The sequence below is a fragment of the Sulfitobacter sp. HI0040 genome (assembly GCF_001634885.1).
In the GTDB taxonomy this organism is placed as follows: Bacteria; Pseudomonadota; Alphaproteobacteria; order Rhodobacterales; family Rhodobacteraceae; genus Sulfitobacter.
This window is the reverse complement of record NZ_LWEX01000318.1, coordinates 1-20601: the sequence shown is the minus strand read 5'-3', so window position 1 is coordinate 20601 and position 20601 is coordinate 1. Positions and strand designations below refer to the sequence as shown.

Here is a 20601-nt window from a genome sequence, read left to right as displayed (position 1 = left end):
GATTGTCTCATCGGTATCTCTCTGAATAATACGACCAGGAGCGCCGACAGGTCCCCCGGCGCTCCTGGTATGTTGCATCATGGGCCGGGACAGGCAAACGCCCATGCCGGCACAGCGGTTTACGCAGCCATCTTGCGGCAGGCTTCCGCGCAACGGCGGCAGGCTTCTGCACAGCGCTGGCAGGCTTCCTTTTCATGCTTGTCGCATTCGGCGGCACAGGCTTCGCAGATCTCGGCGCAGAGCGAGCACCATTTCTGTGTATGGGGCGAATTGCGTGCCATGGCCCGCGCGCAGGCCTGGCAGATCTCCGAACAATCGAGACACTGCCGCAGGCATTCCGCCATATCGGCATCGCCAATGCAGCAATCCACGCAGGTTTCACAAGCCGTTGTGCAGTCGAGGCAGGCTTGGATGCAATCTTTCAGGTCCTGGTCATTCATAAGTATTCTCCTTGTTAAGCTTACTGGTACTACAACACCCGCCACATCGCGGCGGGCAAGCGGGTTCGCCCGCGCGCTTCATGAAAAGCGCACAGGCAAGGACGCGCGGTCTAACGGGATCCGTCCGGCCAGGTGAGGAACGGTATGTTCACGACGATACCGCTGTCCTTGATGCTGATCTCGTCGTTCGTTTCAGCCATCTTGACGGCCTCGGCGGAGCGCAGGATGCGCGCTTCGGCGCCGTCCGACCAGTTCACCAGCATGATCCTGCGCAGCGGGGTATAGTCATCCGTCCCCGCGGGCCGGTCGAAGATGTCTGGCTGAAATCCCAATGGGCCACGCGGCCCGTCGGGCTGGAGCCCGTTCTCGAACACATAGACACGGGCCAGAAGGTCGGCGGGGATGTCCGCCAGCGAAGCAACGACAGGAAAAGGCGATCCCATCATGTCCGTGAGAACTTGGGCGATCTCCGGATCGGAAACTTCGGTATGGATGAAATGGATATCCGCGCCCTCGGAATATCCGAAAACTGGGGGAACCCGCGGGATATCCGACATATCCATGCCGCCCGACATGTCCATCATCGGCTTTGACTCCGCCCCGTCGGACATGGAGTCGGACATCGAACCGCTCTGCGCCAGCGCGGGCAGCGCGGCGAGGCCGAGCGTCAGGGCTACCGCAGTGCGGGTCGTAAATTTCGATAGGTTTTCGTACATGCTTTTTACCACGTGATACTGATTCTGCCTCCACCCTAACCGCCGTACCGTGGTACGGTGTCAACAGGCCCGCCCCGGTTCCTTGAATACCGGCTGGCAGCACCGTACATTTGTACGGAGGCACGCCGCATCCGGGGGTAAACATGAAGCAGTTCACGATCAGCCGCGCCGCGAAAGCGGCGAACGTCAACGTGGAGACCGTGCGCTTTTACGAGCGCAAGGGGTTGATCCAGCAGCCCCCCAAGCCCGAAGGCGGCGGCCTGCGCGAATATGACGACGAAACCGTTTCGCGCATCAGGTTCGTGCGGCAGGCGCAGGAAATCGGGTTTTCCTTACGCGAAATTGCCGAGCTTCTTTCGCTGCGCGCCGATCCGAAGGCTGACTGCGGTGACGTCTGCGTCCGCGCCATCGACAAGCGGGCCGAGGTTCAGACCAAGCTTTTGCAACTCGAACAGATGCGCGACGCTCTCGACGAATTGATCGCCAGTTGCCCCGGTGGCGGCGACGTGAAGGCCTGTACGATCCTTGACGCGATGCAGCGCAATGCCGAAATCCAGAAGACCACTTCCAGAAAAGGTCAGCAAAAGATGAAAACGACGATCCTCAATATCGAAGGCATGCACTGCGGCGGCTGTGCGCGCTCCGTTGAAAAACTGCTGTCGCAGGTGGCGGGCGTGGAAAAGGCCGATGCCTCCTTCGACGAACGGCAGGCCCGCGTTCTGCACGATCAGGACACCGCGTCAATCGCCCGGCTTGAAGAGGCGGTCAACAAGGGCGGTTTCACCGCGAAGGCCGCCGAGGCCTGACCCCCCGGGCCGCACCCTTCAGGGGCGTGGCCGCTCCAGGGCTTCCATCGTCTTGGCCTGCGCCCGGACGATGTGCCCCTCCATTTCCGCCACGGCTTGGGCCACATCGCCCCGCATCAGGGCATCCACGATGTGATTATGCTCCTGCCAGGAAGTTTCGGCGGTGACGCCTTCCCGGATCACGAGGTTCATCGCGCGGCGGATATGCTGCCAGTTCATGCGCATCGTCGATAGGATGATCGCGTTGCCGGCCCAGTGATAGAGCATCTCGTGAAAGGCGATATCGGCCTCGACCTGTGCCTTGGCGCTGCCTGAGAAAAACGCGGCCTTGCCGTCCTTCATGATCTTTTCGGCCTGTCTCGCCGCATCCGCAGGCAGGCGTTCGGCGGCAAGCCGGACGGCGAAGGGTTCGACCGCAGTTCTGAATTCGTAGATCGCCCGGAACTGGTCCGGGCTGATCTCTGATACGACGACGCCCCGGCGTCCGGTCTCTTCCACGAAACCGTTGGATTTCAGCATCGCCAGCGCGTTGTTGACCGGCTGGCGCGACACGTTGAGCCGTGTGGCGATCTCTTCCTGCGCCAGTCTTTCACCGGGCGGCAATTCGCCAGAGCATATGGCATCGACCAATGTTTCGTAGGTCTGCTCCACTAGGGTTTTCTTGGGCTGGATCTGTCTCATCTTCGCCCCTTCTGCCAGACGCTTCGTATTCCGCATACAGAATAGGGGTGTCCCCGCCTACCCCAAACCCCGGCGTCCTGCGGCTCAGGGGACGCGGGATCCGGCGGATTTGACGCGGCGCAGGGGGATGGAGCTTTCGATCTCCGCCACGCCCTTAACCTTGGTAAGCCGTCCCACCAGAAACTGCTCGAAATCCGCCATGCCCCCGGTCACGACCCGCAAAAGGTAGTCCCTGCTGCCGGTCATCAGCCAGCAATCGACGACCTCCGGGAAAGAGGCGATGGCGATCTCGAAAGAGGACAGCGCGTTGTCGATCTGCCGGTCGAGCTTCACCGAAACGAAGACCGAGACATCGAACCCCAGCGCCGCTTCGTTGATGAGCGCGGCATAGCCCGTCACGAACCCCTGCTCTTCGAGCCGCTTCAACCGGCGCGCGACGGGCGTGGCGCTCAGCCCCACCGCTTCGCCAAGCGCCTGAACAGAGATTCGGCCCTCACCCGCGATTTGCCGCAGGATTCGTTTATCTATTTCGTCAATCTTGGGGGTTTTCGCCATGCGCTACTCAATACGCGAAGGATAACTGCGCAGCAAGGCTTTGCGGCATGTATCTTTGGCGGGTTCCGCTTTTGGATTCTGTATACCGTATCCGCAAAGAGGGGCCCCATGACCGCGAAACATCTCAAAACCATCGAACAGCGCCTCCTGTGGCTGTCGCACTGGATGATCCATAACGCCAACCACCTGCGTCCGAAGGTCGATGGCATCAAGATCGGGGGGCATCAGGCCTCCTCGGCCTCAATGGTGTCGATCATGACGGCGCTCTACTATTCGGCGCTGCGCCCGCAGGACCGGGTCGCGGTAAAGCCCCATGCCTCGCCGGTCTTTCATGCCATGCAGTACCTGATGGGCAACATCAGCCGCGAAAAGCTGGAAGGCTTCCGCGCCTTTGGCGGCGCCCAGTCCTACCCGTCCCGCACCAAGGACGTGGACGATGTGGATTTCTCCACCGGGTCCGTGGGGCTTGGCGTCGCGGTGACCTCCTTCGCCTCGATGATTCAGGATTACGTCCGCGCGAAAAGCTGGGGCGGCGACTGGCCCGAAGGCCGCATGATCGCGCTCGTGGGCGATGCCGAACTCGACGAAGGCAATGTCTACGAATGCCTGCAGGAAGGCTGGAAGAACGACCTGCGCAATGTCTGGTGGATCGTGGACTACAACCGCCAGTCCCTCGACGGGATCGTGCACGAAGGGCTTTTCACCCGGATCGAAAAGAGCTTCGGCGCCTTCGGCTGGGATGTGGTGAAGGTCAAATACGGCAAGCTGCAGCGCGCGGCCTTCGAAGAGGAAGGGGGCGCGGCCCTGCGCGACTGGATCGACCGTTGCCCCAACAGCGACTATTCCGCGCTCACCTTCATGGGCGGTGCCGTCTGGCGCAAGCGCCTGATGGAGGACCTCGGTGATCAGGGGCCGGTCTCCGCGCTCATCGACCGGCGCAGCGACGACGAACTGGCCGACCTTATGGAAAACCTCGGCGGCAATTGCGTGGAGAGCATGGCGGAAAGTTTCGCCGCCATCGACCATGACCGCCCGGTTTGCTTTCTGGCCTATACGGTCAAGGGCTGGGGCACGCCCATCGCCGGGCACAAGGACAACCACGGCGGGCTGATGACGCCGAAGCAGATGGCCGAATGGCAGGGCCACATGGGCGTGCCAGAGGGCCGGGAATGGGACCGCTTCGCTACCGTGGACGACGTGGAGGACTTCAGGGCCTATCTCGACGCGGTGCCCTTCTTTGCCGAAGGCACGCGGCGGCTCACCGATGACAGGCTGCCCGTCCCTGCCCTTGCCACTCCGAAGGACCGCGAAATCGCCACCCAGATGGCCTTTGGCAAGATCCTTGATGCGCTGGCGAAATCCGATACCGCGCTGGCCGACCGCATCGTCACCACGTCGCCCGATGTGACCGGCACGACGAGCCTTGGTCCTTGGGTGAACCGCCGCAAGCTCTTTTCGCGCGAGGCAAAGGCGGACCTCTACAGAACGCTTTCCATCCCCTCCACCGCGAAGTGGGAATTTTCCCCGGCGGGGCAGCATATCGAACTGGGCATCGCAGAGATGAATCTCTGCCTGCTGCTGGCGGCGGCGGGGCTGTCGACATCGCTGTTCGGCAAGCGGCTGATCCCGGTGGGCACGGTCTATGACCCCTTCGTGGCCCGCGCGCTCGATGCGCTGAACTACGCCTGTTATCAGGATGCGCGCTTCATGCTGGTGGGCACGCCTTCGGGCGTCACCCTCTCGCCCGAGGGCGGCGCGCATCAGTCCATCGGCACGCCGATGATCGGGATGAGCCAGCCGGGCCTCACCTCTTTCGAACCGGCCTATGCGGACGAACTGGCCGTGATCATGGGATGGGCCTTCGATCACATGCAGCAGGACGCCGGCGGCTCCGTCTACCTGCGGCTGACCACCAACCCCATCGAACAGATCACCGAGCGATCGACGGAGGGCTTCGCCGATGACGTGATCGCGGGCGGCTACTGGCTGCGCAAGCCCGGGCCCAACGCGGATGTCGTCATCGCCTATCAGGGGGCCGTGGCACCCGAAGCCATCGCGGCGGCAGGCATGGTTGGCACAGGGCGGCGCGATATCGGGGTGCTCTCCGTCACCTCCGCCGACCGGTTGCACGCGGACTGGACAGCCGCCCAGACCCGGCGCGCGCAGGGCGATCCCACACCCCCCGCGCAGGTGGAGGCACTGCTCGCGGACCTGCCGCCCCACTGCACCCTCGTCACGGTGATCGACGGGCACCCGGCCACGCTTTCGTGGCTGGGCGGGGTGATGGGCCACCGGGTTCTGCCCTTGGGTGTGACGGCCTTCGGCCAGACCGGCACCATTCAGGACCTCTACCGCCATTTCGGCCTCGATGCGCGGTCCATCGCGGAACGTGTCGAGGCGCTGACCCCCGGAAGGAAGCTTTGCGCATGACATCGACACAATCCCAACCCGCGCAGGGCCCGCTCAGCGATATGCGGGTGATCGAACTGGGCCAGCTCATCGCGGGGCCGTTCTGCGGCCAGCTGATGGCGGATTTCGGCGCCGAGGTCATCAAGGTGGAACCGCCCGAGACGGGCGATGCCATGCGCCAATGGGGCCGCAACGACCGCGATGGCAACCCCGTGTGGTGGAACGTCATCGCACGCGGCAAACGCTCCATCACGCTCGACCTGCGCAAGCCCGAAGGGCAGGAGGTGCTGCGCGATCTCGTGCGGGAGGCTGATGTCCTCATTGAAAATTTCCGCCCCGGCACGATGGAACGCTGGGGTCTGGGCTACGACAAGCTGAGCGCGATCAATCCGCGCCTCATCATGGCGCGTGTTTCCGGCTTCGGGCAGGATGGCCCCTATGCCGAACGCGCGGGGTTCGCCTCTGTCTGCGAGGCCATCGGCGGGCTACGGGCGATCAGCGGCTATCCCGACCGCGCGCCGGTGCGTGTGGGCCTGTCGCTGGGCGATACGATGGCCGGTATCAATGCCGCCATGGGCATCCTTCTGGCGCTGCAGCATCGCCACAGGACAGGGCGCGGACAGGTGGTGGACAGTTCCATCTTCGAAAGCGTCCTGCACCTGACCGAAGCCATGGTGGCCGAATATGACGCGGGCGGCCATATCCGCGAGCGGCACGGTTCTTCGCTGCCCGGTATCGCGCCTTCGAACGCCTACCCCACCGCCGATGCGCGCGACGTGATCATCGGCGCCAATCAGGACAGCGTGTTTCGCCGCCTCTGCGAGGCCATGGGCGCGCCTGAACTGGCCGATCACCCCGATTATGCCAATCACCGCGCCCGCGGCGAGAACAGCGAAGCGCTTGACGCGCGCATCGGTGACTGGACCCGCCAGCACGACGCCGAAACCGTGATCGCGAAGATGGCGGACGCAGGCGTGCCCGTGGGCCTTGCCTATACCGCCCGCGAGATGGTGGAAGACCCCCATTTCGCAGCCCGCAACTCCATCGTCCGGGTAGAGGACGGCAAAGGCGGCAGCCTTGCGATGCAGAATGTCTTTCCCCGCCTTTCCGAAAGCCCCGGGCAGGTCCGCGGCCTTGGCCCTGCTCTGGGGGCCGATACCCTCGCCGTGCTGAACGAGGCGCTTGGCTACGACAAGGACCGGATCGCGACGCTCGCCCGGAAGGGCATCGTCGGGCCGGAGGCACAGCCCGAAAGGCAGAATACATGATTGAACCGCTACTCGTTGTCATCCTGCTGATCGGTATGATCGGCTTCGGCGCGCCCATCTTTCTGGCACTGGGGGCCAGCGGGCTGCTGGGCCTTTACATGGCGCGCGGCTCTCTCGCGTTTTTCTTCGCGCCGACCTCCTTTTTCGGGCAGCTCAACTCCTTCGAGCTCATCGCCCTGCCCCTCTTTATCCTGATGGGGAATTTTCTGGGCGCAACGCCGGTGGGAAAGAACCTCTTTCACGCCGCCTCGCTCTGGCTGTCGTGGCTGCGGGGCGGGCTTGCGATCTCCACCGTCGGGGCCTCCGCCATTTTCGGGGCGGTTTCCGGCGTGTCCGTGGCGGGGGTGGCGGCGGTCGGCTCCATTGCCGTGCCCCAGATGCTGGACCGCGGCTATGACCGGGGCCTTGCCGCCGGTTCGGTCGCCTCTTCGGGCGCGCTGGCGATGCTCATTCCGCCTTCGGTGCCCTTCATCATCTACGGTGCGGTTTCCGGCGTCTCGGTCGGTGCTCTCTTTATCGGGGGCATCCTGCCCGGCATCGCGCTGGCGCTCGCCCTGTCGCTCTACATCTACATCCGCGTATTGCTGAACCCCGAGCAAGCCCCCCGCGAAACCGGACCCATGGCACCGCTGGGCGAACGGGTACGCGCCCTTGGCGGTGTCTGGCACGCGCTGCTGCTGGTCGGCATCGTGCTGGGCGCGATCTACACCGGCTTCGCCACTCCGTCAGAGGCCGCCGCCCTCGGTGCGGCGGGTGCGTTCTTTCTGGCCTTTGCCGTCTTCCGCGTGCTGACGTGGAAGGTTCTGATGGATGTGCTGGGCTCATCCGTGAAGGTGTCGGGTGCCATTCTGCTGATCATCGCCTGTGCGAAGATCTTCGGCGACTACCTGAACCTCGTGCGCGTCCCCGAAAACGTCAGCGCGGCGCTCACCGCGACGGATCTGCCGCCCTGGGCGATCCTCGTGATCATCATGCTGGCGCTGGTGCTGCTGGGGATGCTGGTCGATGCCGTCTCTCTCATCGTGGTAACGACGCCGATCCTGCTGCCGCTGATCGTGACCCTCGGCTACGACCCGCTGTGGTTCGGCATCATCCTCGTGATGAACCTGGAGATTGCGGTGGTCACCCCGCCCGTGGGCCTCAACCTCTATGCGCTGCGCGGCGTCTGCCCGATGCTTTCGGTCGAAGAGATCATCCGCTCGGTCGTCCCCTTCGTGATCGTGCAGTTCGTCATGCTCATGATCTTCGTGCTTTTCCCCGGCCTTAGCCTGTGGCTGCCCGGCTTCATCTGATCACCCGTCATTCAACACACCAGAGGAGGAAACCAGAATGACCCTATCCCGCCGCAGCTTCCTGCGAAATACCACTGCCGCCCTTGCCGGCTCTGCCGTGCTTGGCCTTGGCTCTGCCGCATTGGCAGAAACCACGATGACCGGCGTCAGCTACCTGCCGCCCAGCTACAAGGCGCTGTCCTACGGCTCCGCCGGATTTGTCGAACGGCTGGGCCAGTCGGGCGCCGTCGCGGTCGACTACTACGACAGCGGCAAGCTGCTGAAGGCCGATGAACAGCTGCCCGCCCTGCGCGCCGGCACCATCGACTTCATGTTCCACACCACCAGCTACATCACCCGTTCAGTGCCGATCCTGGGCATTACGGGCCTGCCGGGTGTGGTGGACGCGCTCTATGAAAACCCCGAGCGTCTCGCCAAGGGCAGCCCGCTTTTCAACCTCATTCAGGAAAAGCTGAACGAGGAAGGCCTCTACATGGTCTCGATGATGGGCAACATCCTTGAGCCGGAATACCTGTGGTCCACCACCGCGTCCCCGATCAAATCCATCGCGGATATCTCGGGCAAGAAGGTCCGGGTGGTGAGCTTCGAGGCCACGCAGGTGGTCGAAGACTTCGGCGGCGCCTCGGTGCGCATTCCCTCGTCGGAACTCTACCTCGCGCTGCAGCGAAACACCGTGGACGCGGCCGTGGCCAATATCTCCACCATCATCGGCCGTTCGCTGCAGGAACAGGTCGGCGTCGTCTACAAGCTGCCGCTCACCGCGTATGGCATCGGTCTTTTCACCACCACGAAACGGTGGGAGAATATGAGCGAAGAGGAGAAGGCCGCCTTCAACGAGGCGGGTGACTGGTTCGACGAGAATGGCGCGGCGCAGGCCAACAACACCATCTACCCGGATGAGTTCTGGCCGATGATCGCCGAACAGGGGATCGAAGTGATCGAACCCTCCGAAGAGGAACTCGCCAAGCTCGAAGCGGCAGCCGAAGAAGTGCGCGCCGCATGGATCGCCGAAGTCGGCGAAGACGTCGGAAACCGCGCCATCGCACTGGCGCTCGGCAAAGACGCCTGATCGGGAAAGGAGGGCGCCGTGAGGAAACTATTCGATCGCACTGCACAGGCGTTGCAGGTGTCCGGCCAGATCGTGCTTGCGTTCATGGTCATCACCATCTGCTACGACGCCATCATGCGTTATGTCTTCACGGCGCCCACCTCCTGGTCACTGGAGGTCAACACCTTCCTGATCATCTATGTCACCGCGATCACGGCTGCGGATGTCCAGCGCACCGACAGCCATATCCGGATCACCTTTTTCGCCGTCAAGCTCGGCACGATCGCGCAGCGCGTCGTGCGCGTGATCATCGCGCTCATCGGGGTCGCCTTCTGCGTCATCATGACATGGCGCGGCTCCATCATGGCCTATCAGGCGTGGGAATTCGGCGAACGGGTGTCTTCCAGCTTCGGCACGCCCATGGTCTATCCCTATGCGCTGCTTCCCATCGGTTTCGGCCTGCTGGCGATCCAGTTCGCCCTCGACGCAATCGACGCGACCTTCTGGCCCGACAGGCGACGGGACGATCACGAAGACCTGCAGGAGATCTGAGCATTGGCCGCCGCAACCCCCATCATCTGCGAAGTCGCCCCCCGCGACGGTTTTCAATCCATCGCGAACCCCCTGCCCACGGAGGCGAAGATCGGCATTATCCGCGATCTTGCCGCCGCCGGTTGCCCGCGGATCGAACTTGGCAGCTTCGTCAGCCCCAAGGCGGTGCCCCAGATGGCCGACATGGCCGAGATCGTGGAAGGCACGCGGGACCTGCCGGCGGAGCTTGCCGCTCTCGTCCCCAACCTGCGGGGGGCGGAAAACGCGCTGAAGGCGGGCTTGCGGCAGATCGTCTATGTCTTCTCGGTATCGCAGGCCCACAACCTCAACAACGTCCGCCAGACGGTGGCGCAATCCCTCACCGGTCTCGATGAAATCGTGAAGGCGCTGCCCAAAGGCACGTTCCTGCGCGTCGATCTGGCGACGGCATTCGATTGCCCGTTCGACGGCGGCGTGCCGCTGATGGATCTTGTCGAGGCAGTCAAACAGGTCGCGGCCATCGCGCCCAACGCCGAACTCGCCCTTTGCGACACGACCGGCCGCGCGAACCCTTTCGATGTTGCGCGCCGTTTCGATACCGTTCAGATGTTGCCGGAAACAGCTGGCAACACCTGGGCCTTCCACGGGCACAATACCTTCGGCCAGGGGGTCGCCAACGCGCTGGCCGCGTGGCAATCCGGGGTGCGCGTCTTCGATACCGCCGCCGCCGGGCTGGGGGGATGCCCCTTCGCCCCCGGCGCCACGGGCAACACGGCGACCGAAGACCTCGTCTTCGCCTTCAACGAAGGGGGGCGGAGCACGGGCATCGACCTGCCTCGCCTGCTGGACGTCGCGGACCGGATCGCCGCCCTGCCCGGCGGGGTGACGGGAAGCCACCTGCGCCATGTCCCCCGCGGGCGTGCCGCGTGACGGGGGCGGCCCCGGTGGCGTCCGGTCCCGCCGGAATGAACTTGTGATCGATCGGTCGACCATGTTCGACTGACCCAAACGTTAAAGGAAAGAGAGCGGACATGAACCTTGCGAGACTGGCGGCAGAGGCCGCGGAGCGGGGCAAACCCGTAAGGGCCGGGTTGATCGGGGCGGGAAAGTTCGGCTCCATGTTCCTCAGCCAGGTGCCGACGATCGCGGGGCTCGAGGTCACGGCCATCGCCGATCTCGACCCCGACCGGGCGCGCGCTGCCTGCCGCGAAGTCGGCTGGGACGACGAGCGTATCGAGGCAACGACCTATGTCGGCGACGGCGCGGCACTGGCCGCCCGCGATGACGTCGACGTGGTGATCGAGGCCACGGGCAACCCCCGCGCCGGGATAAACCACGCCGAGGCCGCCTTTGACGCGGGCAAACATGTCGTCATGGTCAACGTGGAGGCGGACGCCATGGTGGGCCCCGCCCTTGCGCGCCGGGCCGCCTCCGCCGGGGTCTGCTATTCGATGGCCTACGGCGATCAACCCGCCCTCGTGTCGGAAATGGTCGACTGGGCGCGGGCCGCCGGTTTCACGGTGACGGCGGCGGGCAAGGGGACGAAGTACCTGCCGGCCTATCACACGGTCACCCCCGACGATGTCTGGGGCCACTACGGCCTCACCGCGGAAGAGGCGAAGAAGGCGGGGATGAACCCGCAGATGTTCAACTCCTTCCTCGACGGGACAAAGAGCGCCATCGAGATGGTGGCCATCGCCAATGCCTGCGGTCTCGATGTGCCGGAAGAAGGGCTGGGCTTTCCCGCCTGCGGGGTGGACGATCTGGCCCATGTCCTGCGACCGCGCGAGCTGGGCGGTCAACTCGCCCGGCGCGGCATGGTCGAAACGGTTTCCTCGCTGGAGCGGGACGGCCGCCCGGTCTTCCGCGACCTGCGCTGGGGTGTCTACGTGGTGCTTGAGGCGCCCAACGACTATGCCGCGGCCTGTTTCAAACAATACGGGCTGCCGACGGACAGCACCGGGCGCTTCGCCGCGATGTACAAACCCTTCCACCTGATCGGGCTGGAACTGTCGATCTCCGTGCTGAGCGTTGCGCTCCGGCAGGAGCCGACGGGCCAGTCGCGAGAAATGCGCGGCACCGTGGCGGCGGTGGCCAAGCGCGCGCTGAAGTCGGGTGAAAAGCTCGATGGCGAAGGCGGCTATACCGTCTACGGCAAGGCGCTGCCGCTGGCGACCGCGGGGGCGGCGCTGCCCATCGGTCTGGCCCATGGCGTGACCCTGCGCCGCGATGTGGCGGCGGGCAAGCCGCTGTCGCTCGACGATGTGGATCTGGCCGATGACAAGGCGACGGCGATGTACCGCGAAGTGATCGGCGCCGCCCGGTCCTGAACGAATGAACCGCCCCCATGGGGGCGGTATCGCTTTTTCATTCCGACTTCTGCAAAGTCACAGCGCCCCGGGATAGCCCGGGGCGCTGCAATGCGTCAGATGTTGCCCGCACCCATCTCGCTGGCGATATGATCCGCCTGCCGGATCGCAAGGGCCACGATGGTCAGCGTCGGGTTTTCCGCCGCGCCGGTCGTGAACTGCGAACCGTCCGAAACGAACAGGTTCTTGATGTCGTGGGTCTGCCCCCACTTGTTGACCACACCGTCTTCGGCCTTCTCGCTCATCCGGTTCGTGCCCAAGTTGTGGGTGGACGGATAGGGCGGCGTCGGGAAGGTGCGCGTTGCCCCCACCGCGTCGTAGATCGCGGCGCCCTGCTTGTAGGCGTGGTTGCGCATGGCGACATCGTTGGGATGGTCGCTGAAATGCACATTCGCCACCGGCAGGCCGAACTGGTCCTTGACCTCGGTGTTGAGCGTGACGCGGTTGTCGGACTGCGGCATATCCTCGCCCACGATCCACATCCCGGCCATGTTCTCGTACATGTCGAGCGCGGTGGTGAATTCACGCCCCCACGCCCCGGGATCGAGGAAGGCAGCCATGAAGGGCAGACCCAGCGACAGGGTTTCCAGCTCGTACCCGCCGACGAAGCCGCGCGACGGATCGTGCTTTGCCTCGTCCTGGATGATCCCGGCCATCGTGGTCCCGCGCCACATCTTCACCGGCTTGTCGAACACGCCGTAGACCGACCCGGTCATGTGGCGCATGTAGTTCCGCCCGACCTGATCGGAGGAGTTCGCAAGCCCGTTGGGGAACATGTTCGAGGCGGAGTTCAGCAGCAGCCGCGGGCTTTCGAAGGAGTTGCCCGCCACCGCGACGATCCGCGCCTTCTGCATCTGCAGATCGCCCTTCTCGTCGAAATATTCGACGCCGGTAACCTTGCCGCTGTCGTCATGCAGGATCCGCGCCACATGCGCCTTTTCACGCACTTCGAGGTTCCCTGTCGCCTCGCCGCGCGGAATGTCGGTATAGGCGGCGGACCATTTGGCGCCCCATTTGCAGCCCTGGAAACAAAAGCCGGTCTGCTGGCAGGGCATCCGGTCGTCGTACCAGTCGGAGTTGATCGCCATCTTGCCGGTATGGACTTCCTTGTAGCCGAGCTTCTTGGCGCCGGCTTCGAAGACGAGGTAGTTGTTGCACCCCGGAAGCCCCTCGCGCCCGCCGGTCCGGGTGACCCCCAGCTTGTCTTCGGCCTTGGTGTAATAGGGGGCCATCTCTTCGCCGTCGATCGGCCAGTCGAGAAGCGAGGCGCCTTCGACTTCGCCATAGGTCGTCTTTGCCTTCCACTCATGCGGCTGGAAGCGGATGGACGCGCCCGCCCAATGGGTGGTCGTCCCGCCGACGGCTTTCACGATCCACGCGGGAAGCCCCGAGAAGTCCTTTGCCACCCGCCAGTCTCCCGACGTCGTCCGCGGATCGAGCCAGGCCAGTTGGCCGAAGCTTTCCCATTCATCGTTGATGTAATCTTCGGGCAGATAGCGCCCGCCGGCTTCCAGCGCGACGACGCTGATGCCCTTCTGCGCAAGCTCGTTCGCCAGAACGCCCCCGCCCGCGCCGGTTCCGATAACGACGACGACACTGTCGTCGTTCTTGTCAAATGGTGCTGCCATAGTTCTGTTCCTCCCCTATGGCTCAGAGCCAGTTGATGTCGTTGAAGCCGCGGTCGATATAGCCGCCCTGGCTAAAGCTCTCGCCCTCGTAGCCAAAGATCGGCCACACGGCTTTCTGGTTGTAGAGCCCGGTGACGAGCCCGCCGCGGATCGTCTGGAAAAACGGGTCGTCCTCCATCGACCGCAGCACTTCCACACGGTCCCGCTCCCAGCCGAGATCAATGTAATTGGCGCCCTTCATCTCCCGCGCACGGTCGTCGAGCGCGGCGATGCCCTGGCTCACCATGTCGGCGTTCTCGGGCGTGTCGTAGCCCTTCACCGCCACCACGTAGTTTTCATCCGGCACCTGATCGTGCGGATAGATATCCCGGGCCATCTGCACCAGCGTTGCAAAGGTCTCGGGCTTCACCGCATCCATCTCGGACGCCCATGCCGCGTCCGGGGACGCGACGAAACCGGCCCCGATGACAAAGGACGCGCCCGCGGCGGTCGTGCGTTTCAGCAGATCCCGGCGGGTCATCCCGCGCAGGGTTTTCGTATTGGACATCTTTCGGTCTCCTCCCGTTGTGTCGTGAAGTTTTCGCCGCCGGGCCGTTATTTGAAGCGCCCGCCGCGTTCCAGAACTTCGATCTGGTATCCGTCGGGATCGGCAACGAAGAAGAACCGGGCGATACGCGTGCCGCCCGGCGCGAATTCCACAAGCTTGCGCGGTTCGAGCCCCTCCTTCTCGAACCGTGCATGTTCCGCGTCGAGATCATCGACCGAAACCGCAAGGTGCCCATAGCCATTGCCCAACTCATAGGGCTCGGTCTGGTCCTTGTTGATCGTCAGCTCCAGTTCGAACTCCGATTCAGGGTTCGACAGATAGACGAGGGTGAAATTCTCGAAATCGAGTCGGTCGGCGATCTTCAGGCCAAAGGCCTTGTCGTAGAAATTGACCGAACGATCCTCTTCGAGCACCCGGATCATCGAATGTATTTGCTTGGCCAAGGCCGTCTCCTGCATGTTTACCGATCTCTTCGGGGATCAGGCTAGCAGGCCGTCGGCGCGGGCCGGGTAGTATGCCGTTACTACCCGCACATGTTTTTCGGGACTATCCTGCCCCTATTCTGCCGCCATGGCAGCGGGGGTCGCCGTGCGAGAGATCTCCATAAACTTCAGACATGCGCAGCGCAGCAGCGACGTGAAGTTGGAGGGCTCGCCCCGTTGTTCCAGCACTTCTGCATGCAGTGTCGAGATAAAGACCGGGGTAGTCACGCCGTCGCGGGCCGCGATATCGTCCAGCGTGGCCCAGAAGGCATTTTCCAATCGGATCGACGTGCTCTGCCCGTTCAGCCGCAGGCGGCGGGTCGTGCAGGCATAGCGTTCCGGGTCCTGACCTGCAAAAACTTCACACATGCGATGATCCTCCCGTAATCTACGCATTGGCAGTATGCCGGGGTCAGCGGCCCTGAACTTCTACACGAGTTTTTACCCATCGTCCACTTCGGCCCGCTTCACAGGTATGTGCAGTATGTGACCGGCGAAACATTTGCGCGGCGCGGCCACGGGTCCCCCCCGTGGCCGCGCCGCAACTCATCCAATCAGTCGAACATGTCCGGCTGGGTTTTCACGAGGTCTTCCCAGATCGGCTGGAAATGCAGCCAGCCGATATAGTCGCTGCCCACGTGTTCGCGGCTGTAGCGCGCCCGGTCGGGCTTCACGAGGGTCTGTTCAAGGCCCGTGGCGTCCAGCATCAACTGCTGCTGGCAGCAGCGCTCCAGCGCGATGAACCAGAAAGCGGCGGATTCGATGCTGTGGCGCGACGCGGTGAGCAACCCGTGGTTCTGGTGGATCGCGGCCTTCACCCCCTTGAACGCCTTGGCCACGTTCGACCCGGCGTGGTTTTCCACCGCGACGGCACCGGCTTCGTCCCCGATGATCACGTGATCCTCGAAGAAGGCGCAGGCGTCCTGTGTCACCGGCTTCAGCGGCCGGCCCAGTGCGGCGAAGGCGGTGCCATAGACAGTATGCGCATGGCACATCGCGACGATGTCGGCGTGTTCCTCATGGACACCGGCGTGCAGCACGAACCCGGCGCGGTTCACGGCATAATTGCCTTCGACCACGTTGCCTTCGTGATCCACGAGGATCAGGTTCGACACCTTCACCTGGTTGAAATGCACGGCCATCGGGTTGGTCCAGTAAAGCTCCGGACGCTCGGGATCGCGGATCGTCAGGTGGCCGGCAAAGCCATAGTCAAACCCCTGCAGGGCGAAGGCGCGGCAGGCACCGACCAGCCGCTCCTTGAGGTGCTGACGTTCGTCCGCGACCGAGTCGAAGCTGGGCAGTTCAGGAAAGATCAGACCTTCCTGTTCGGGCTGATAGATCGAAATGCGGTTACCAAGGTCCAGCATGGGATGTCCTTTCGATTAGGGGCTCGGCGTTCATTTCCGTTCGGGCGATCCGCCCCGGCGATGTGCGCGCAAGGGCCGATCGGATGGCAGGAAGATACCCGTTTCGGGGTCGCGCGGGTATCCGGCTTGCGGGAATAACTGCTATTACCGCCGATTATCGTGGGCCCGCGTCAGCCAAAGACCGAAAGCGCGCCGGGGATGGCGATGAAAACGAGAAGAAGTGCCCCGTAGAGCAGAAAATAGGGCACCGAACTGCGCACCACATCCTCGAACCGTCGATTGGTTAGGTTCGTCGCGATGAACAGGTTCAGGCCCACCGGCGGCGTGATCTGCCCCACGGCCACGGCGATGACCATGTAGACCCCGAAGAAGATCGGGTCGATCTCCAGCGCTGCGACCACGGGCATCAGCGTCGGCGTCACGAGGATGATCGCCGCGACATTGTCGAGGAATGTGCCCAGAATGAGCAGCATGCCCAGGATCAGAACCATGATCACATAAGGATTGGTCGAGAATTCGATCAACGAGGCCGCCAACTTCTGCGGAACGTTCTGCGCCGACAGCACATAAGTAAAGATGTTGGAGGCCGCGATGAGAAACAGGATCGTTGCCGTCACCTCCACCGTCCTTTTCGAAATGGCGAAGACGCTTTTCAGGCTCAGGTTGCGATACCATGCAAATCCCACGATCAGCCCGTAAAGGCTGGCGACCGCGGCGGATTCGGTCGGAGTGAAAGCACCCGAATAGATGCCTCCCAGAATGATCACGGGCATCAGCAGCGCCACAAGGCTGTCCCGGACGATATGGACGGAATCGCGCATGTTAATGGGCGCGTCGCCGACATATCCCTTCCGTACGGCCACCCAATAGTTCACCGCCATGAGGCCCGCGGCGATGATGATCGCCGGCACGATCCCCGACAGGAAAAGATCCCCGATGGAGACGCCTGCAACCACGCCATAAAGGACCATGGTGATCGAAGGGGGCACGATCAGCCCAAGTATCCCCGACGCGGCAACCACGGCGGCCGCATCGGCCTGATCGTACCCGCGCCGGGCCATGGTGGGGATCATCACCGACCCGATGGCGGCGGTCGTCGCATTGGCCGAGCCCGAAATGGCACCGAAAATGGCCGAGGCGCTCGTCGCCACCAGCGAAAGCCCCCCGCGATATCGACCGAGGAAGATCGATGCGAGTGCGACCAGCTTCTCCGAGATCTTCACCTCGGTCATCAGGTTCCCCGCGAAGAGAAAAAGCGGGATCGCCATCAGCACGAAAACATCGAGACCGCTGTACATCCGCTGGATCACCAGCAGCAGCGGTATGTCGGTGAAAAAGTAGATGACCGCCGTCGAAGACAGCGCGAGCGCGAAGGCGATAGGCACGCCCAGAAAGATCAGAAAGAAGAACAGGGCGAAAAGCGTGAAGATCACGACCGTGCCTCCGCGATGGCTGCCGCCGCGTGATCCACGGGCGCAAGCAGCGTGTCCCGCATGATCCAGGCCCGTAAGGGCACCGCAAGCGCGTAAAAGATGATCAGGGCGCCGCTGATCGGAAAGGCCAGCACGATATAACCCTTCGGGATGCGCAGCGCCGGAGTAGTCTGGAACATGGCGCGATCGGCGAATTCGGCGCCCTTTACGACGAGCAGGATGCCGATTGCCAACACGCAGGCGAGGCTGAGCAGGGCCGCCGCCCGGCGCAGCGGAATCGGAAACCGCTCCTGAAAGTAGTCGATCGCCATGTGCGCGCGTGTTTTCAACGCCGCCGCAGCCCCCAGCATGGACACGAAGATCAACAGAATGCGCGCGCCCTCTTCGGAGCCGGTCAGGGGAGAGTTGAGCACGTAGCGGAAGATGACCTGAAGACAGACCAGCCCTGTCATCAACAGAAACAGGATGGCGCAGAAAGTCAGCAGCAGCCAGGTCACTCCATCAATGGTACGTCCCAGCCACACGCCAGGGCGCGGCGGGGCCGGGTGGGCAGGGACGGGTGTCGTCCCTGCCGGTCCTTTACGGTCGGTCACTGCCCGGCCTGTTCGATCGCATCGATGATCTCAGGCCCGAACTGCTTGCGGTACTTTTCGATAACCGGCCGGGTCGCTTCGATGAAGGGCGCCTTGTCCACATCGTTGATCTTCATCCCCTTCTCGGCGATTTCGGCCCATTGCGCATCTTCGGCCGCCAGCACCATCGCGGTGTGTTCGGCGGCAAGCTCCCGCCCGGTATCGAGAAGGACCTGCTGATATTCCTGCGGCAGCTTGTCAAAGGCCGCGCGGCTGATCAGCACCGGCGACGACAGATAGATGTGCCCGGTCCGCGACGCGTAGTCCTGCACCTCGTAGAACTTCTGGGTCAGGATATGCGCGGGCGGGTTTTCCTGCCCGTCGACAACGCCAAGCTGCAGGGCCGAATAAAGCTCGGTGAAAGCAATCGGAGTGGCGTTTGCGCCCAGCGTGGTGAAGGTATCGACGAAAATCGGGCCTTCGGGCACGCGCAGCTTGATGCCGACCAGATCCTCGGGCTTTTCGATGGGCATCTTGGAATTGGTGATATGGCGGAACCCGTTTTCCCACCAGCCGACCAGCACGGCGCCCTGTTCCTCGATCTTCTTGCCCAATTGGTCACCGATCTCGCCGTCCAGAACGGTTCGGACCGCATCGCTGTCGGAGAAGATGAATGGCAGGTTAATGATGCCGACTTCGGGAACGAAATTGGACAGGACCGCGTCCGAGGTCAGGACCATGTCCGTGGTGCCAAAGAATGCACCTTCCACAAGCTCCATCTGCTTGCCCAGCGAATCCGAGGGGAACACCTCGATCTTCACGTTGTTGTCGGTGCGCTCCGCCACCAGCTCGGCGAACTTTTCCGAAATCGTCTGGAAGTGGTGATCCGGCGCGCCGGTATGGCCGAATTTGAGCGAATAGGTTTCCTGCGCCAGAACAGGGGCCGCGGCAAGCGTGGCGACGGCGGCAAGGGCAAAGCGCGTGAAAAAACGTCGGTTCAACGTCATGAAGGAATCTCCTCCTCAAGAGTCCAGGGATGCCTTACGGCAGCAAGGGATCGGGGGGCCGCCAGGCCCCATCAAACAAGTTTCTGTCTGTGATTTTCTGCGGTGGCGATGAGCCCCGATCTGCCAATTTGATACGAAGCGGCAGGTCGAAACGTCAATCGAGCGGTCCGAATAACATATATTGCTACCCGTAATAACGCGGCCCGCCCGGCCGGGAGCGTCCTACCAGGGCGGCGTGCGGTAATGCTCTACCAGATGGTCGATGAAAACCCGGATGCGCGGCAGCAGGTCCCGCTCTGGCAGAAAGACCAGATAGAACGCGCTTTCATCGACGGATTGATAGTCTTCGAGCAACGGCACCAATTCCCCCCGGTCGATGGCCGGGCGCGCCAGATGTTCCGCCAGCCGCATGATCCCGGACCCCGCCAGGCACATGGTATAGAGCGACATGCCGTTGTTGGACCGAAAGTTGCCGGTGACCGCAACATTGGCCGCCTTGCCGTCCACCACGAAGGGCCAGCGGTTCAGATGATCCCGCGCCCCTTCCCAGAGCAGGCAGTTGTGATCGGCCAGCGCCGAGGGCGCATCGGGTTTCCCATGCTCAGCCACATAACCGGGCGAGGCGACGACGACGCGCTGCAGGTTGCACAGCTTGCGACTCAACAGGCTGGAATCGCGCAGCTGCCCCATGCGGATCGCAACGTCGATCTGATCCTCGATCAGGTTGGCGCTGTTGTCGTCCAGCGAGAGGTTCAGCCGGATTTCGGGATGAGCGGCGAGAAAGCCGGGCAGGATATGCACCAGCTGATCCAGCCCGAACGCGAGCGGTGCGGTCACCCGCAGATCGCCTGAGACCTTGCCCCGCAAGCCTTGTATCTCCGCCTCCGCCGCGTCCACGGCATCGACCGCACGGCGGCAGGCATGAACGAACTGCTGGCCTTCCGGCGTCAGGCGCTGACCCCGGGTGGAGCGGTGCAAAAGCTGCACCCCGAGTCGTTCTTCAAGGCGGCTGATCGTCTGGCTGACGAAAGGCTGACTGACGTCAAGGATATGCGCCGCCGAGGTGAAACCGCCGGTTTCCACCACCGTCAGAAACACGCGCATCGCCAGCAGCCGGTCGTCCTTCATCAAATCCTTCCTCTCGCCTTCTTCCGGGGGCCGGGCAGGCGATTCCCATGGATCATCCCCGTAGCCTTCCGCAAAGTAAAGGAACGCAAAGATAAGGAGAGGTGCGATCAGCCCCCCGGTTTCACCGGCTCATACCCCCCGTGCCGCACAAAGTGCGGCGTGAACACGCGCCTTGGCGGCGGCGACAGCGGACTCCAGCGTATTGCCCCGCGCCATGCCGCATGCGATGGCGCTGGCCAGTCGGCAGCCGGTTCCCCGCAGCGCCGCATCGACGCGGGGTGCGGGAAAACGCCGCTCATCCGATTCCGAGCGGTAGAGGATA

Annotated in this window: 22 protein-coding genes; 8 read left to right on the top strand and 14 right to left on the bottom strand. The window is 63.3% G+C overall.

Annotated elements, in window-relative coordinates:
- Nucleotides 1-119 precede the first annotated feature (119 nt).
- Together A3728_RS14455 and A3728_RS14450 are read right to left on the bottom strand one after the other, a co-directional pair.
- The gene (locus A3728_RS14455) at nt 120-440 is read right to left on the bottom strand and encodes a four-helix bundle copper-binding protein (RefSeq protein ID WP_067925064.1); all 321 of its coding nucleotides are present in this window, start codon (nt 438-440) and stop codon (nt 120-122) included.
- Nucleotides 441-550: 110 nt separating this feature from the next.
- The gene (locus tag A3728_RS14450; protein WP_082850925.1) at nt 551-1156 is read right to left on the bottom strand and encodes a DUF7482 domain-containing protein; all 606 of its coding nucleotides are present in this window, start codon (nt 1154-1156) and stop codon (nt 551-553) included.
- Between the two features lie 143 nt (nt 1157-1299).
- Here A3728_RS14450 and A3728_RS14445 point away from each other — a divergent pair, with 143 nt between their 5' ends.
- A complete protein-coding gene (locus tag A3728_RS14445; protein ID WP_067925063.1) occupies nt 1300-1962 on the top strand; it encodes a MerR family transcriptional regulator in 663 nt (220 codons plus the stop codon).
- 18 nt (nt 1963-1980) lie between these two features.
- Here A3728_RS14445 and A3728_RS14440 read toward each other — a convergent pair whose 3' ends face one another.
- A complete protein-coding gene (locus tag A3728_RS14440; protein ID WP_067925060.1) occupies nt 1981-2643 on the bottom strand; it encodes a GntR family transcriptional regulator in 663 nt (220 codons plus the stop codon).
- A gap of 84 nt (nt 2644-2727) precedes the next feature.
- Nucleotides 2728-3198 (bottom strand): Lrp/AsnC family transcriptional regulator, encoded by a 471-nt coding sequence (locus A3728_RS14435; protein ID WP_067925057.1) that lies wholly within the window; start codon nt 3196-3198, stop codon nt 2728-2730.
- Nucleotides 3199-3306: 108 nt separating this feature from the next.
- Here A3728_RS14435 and A3728_RS14430 point away from each other — a divergent pair, with 108 nt between their 5' ends.
- The 7 genes from A3728_RS14430 (at nt 3307) to A3728_RS14400 (ending at nt 12076) form a co-directional block, all read left to right on the top strand.
- Complete coding sequence (locus A3728_RS14430) at nt 3307-5628, top strand: 1-deoxy-D-xylulose-5-phosphate synthase N-terminal domain-containing protein (protein WP_067925051.1); 2322 nt, start codon at nt 3307-3309, stop codon at nt 5626-5628.
- Nucleotides 5625-6875 (top strand): CaiB/BaiF CoA transferase family protein, encoded by a 1251-nt coding sequence (locus A3728_RS14425; protein ID WP_067925048.1) that lies wholly within the window; start codon nt 5625-5627, stop codon nt 6873-6875. Before A3728_RS14430 ends, A3728_RS14425 begins: the two co-directional genes overlap by 4 nt.
- Complete coding sequence (locus A3728_RS14420) at nt 6872-8167, top strand: TRAP transporter large permease (RefSeq protein ID WP_067925045.1); 1296 nt, start codon at nt 6872-6874, stop codon at nt 8165-8167. Before A3728_RS14425 ends, A3728_RS14420 begins: the two co-directional genes overlap by 4 nt.
- Nucleotides 8168-8204: 37 nt before the next feature.
- Entirely contained in the window at nt 8205-9236 is a 1032-nt protein-coding gene (locus A3728_RS14415) for a TRAP transporter substrate-binding protein (protein WP_067925042.1), read from the top strand.
- Nucleotides 9237-9254: 18 nt separating this feature from the next.
- Entirely contained in the window at nt 9255-9767 is a 513-nt protein-coding gene (locus A3728_RS14410) for a TRAP transporter small permease (protein ID WP_067925038.1), read from the top strand.
- 3 nt (nt 9768-9770) lie between these two features.
- Nucleotides 9771-10676 (top strand): hydroxymethylglutaryl-CoA lyase, encoded by a 906-nt coding sequence (locus tag A3728_RS14405; RefSeq protein WP_067925035.1) that lies wholly within the window; start codon nt 9771-9773, stop codon nt 10674-10676.
- Nucleotides 10677-10777: 101 nt separating this feature from the next.
- Nucleotides 10778-12076 carry an NAD(P)H-dependent oxidoreductase gene (locus tag A3728_RS14400; protein WP_067925031.1) on the top strand — a complete coding sequence of 433 codons (1299 nt, stop codon included), beginning with the start codon at nt 10778-10780 and terminating at the stop codon, nt 12074-12076.
- A gap of 95 nt (nt 12077-12171) precedes the next feature.
- Here A3728_RS14400 and A3728_RS14395 read toward each other — a convergent pair whose 3' ends face one another.
- The 10 genes from A3728_RS14395 to A3728_RS14350 form a co-directional block, all read right to left on the bottom strand.
- Nucleotides 12172-13743: a GMC family oxidoreductase gene (locus A3728_RS14395; protein WP_067925028.1), complete on the bottom strand. Its 1572-nt coding sequence runs from the start codon at nt 13741-13743 to the stop codon at nt 12172-12174.
- Nucleotides 13744-13765: 22 nt separating this feature from the next.
- Nucleotides 13766-14290 carry a twin-arginine translocation signal domain-containing protein gene (locus A3728_RS14390; RefSeq protein ID WP_067925025.1) on the bottom strand — a complete coding sequence of 175 codons (525 nt, stop codon included), beginning with the start codon at nt 14288-14290 and terminating at the stop codon, nt 13766-13768.
- A 47-nt stretch (nt 14291-14337) separates the two neighbouring features.
- Entirely contained in the window at nt 14338-14733 is a 396-nt protein-coding gene (locus A3728_RS14385) for a VOC family protein (protein ID WP_067925091.1), read from the bottom strand.
- 114 nt (nt 14734-14847) lie between these two features.
- Entirely contained in the window at nt 14848-15141 is a 294-nt protein-coding gene (locus A3728_RS14380; RefSeq protein ID WP_067925022.1) for a ribbon-helix-helix domain-containing protein, read from the bottom strand.
- 185 nt (nt 15142-15326) lie between these two features.
- On the bottom strand, nt 15327-16139 hold the full coding sequence (locus A3728_RS14375) for a class II aldolase/adducin family protein (protein ID WP_067925014.1): 813 nt from the start codon (nt 16137-16139) through the stop codon (nt 15327-15329).
- 170 nt (nt 16140-16309) lie between these two features.
- Complete coding sequence (locus tag A3728_RS14370; protein WP_067925011.1) at nt 16310-17572, bottom strand: TRAP transporter large permease; 1263 nt, start codon at nt 17570-17572, stop codon at nt 16310-16312.
- Nucleotides 17569-18069, bottom strand: a complete 501-nt coding sequence (locus A3728_RS14365; RefSeq protein ID WP_067925008.1) for a TRAP transporter small permease — start codon at nt 18067-18069, stop codon at nt 17569-17571. The genes A3728_RS14370 and A3728_RS14365 overlap by 4 nt, the downstream gene beginning before the upstream one ends.
- Before the next feature lie 92 nt (nt 18070-18161).
- Nucleotides 18162-19151: a TRAP transporter substrate-binding protein gene (locus tag A3728_RS14360; protein WP_067925005.1), complete on the bottom strand. Its 990-nt coding sequence runs from the start codon at nt 19149-19151 to the stop codon at nt 18162-18164.
- A gap of 222 nt (nt 19152-19373) precedes the next feature.
- Nucleotides 19374-20279, bottom strand: a complete 906-nt coding sequence (locus A3728_RS14355; RefSeq protein WP_067925000.1) for a LysR family transcriptional regulator — start codon at nt 20277-20279, stop codon at nt 19374-19376.
- Nucleotides 20280-20408: 129 nt separating this feature from the next.
- Nucleotides 20409-20601 (bottom strand): bifunctional hydroxymethylpyrimidine kinase/phosphomethylpyrimidine kinase (locus A3728_RS14350; protein WP_201722334.1); only part of this gene is annotated, 193 nt, incomplete at its 5' end.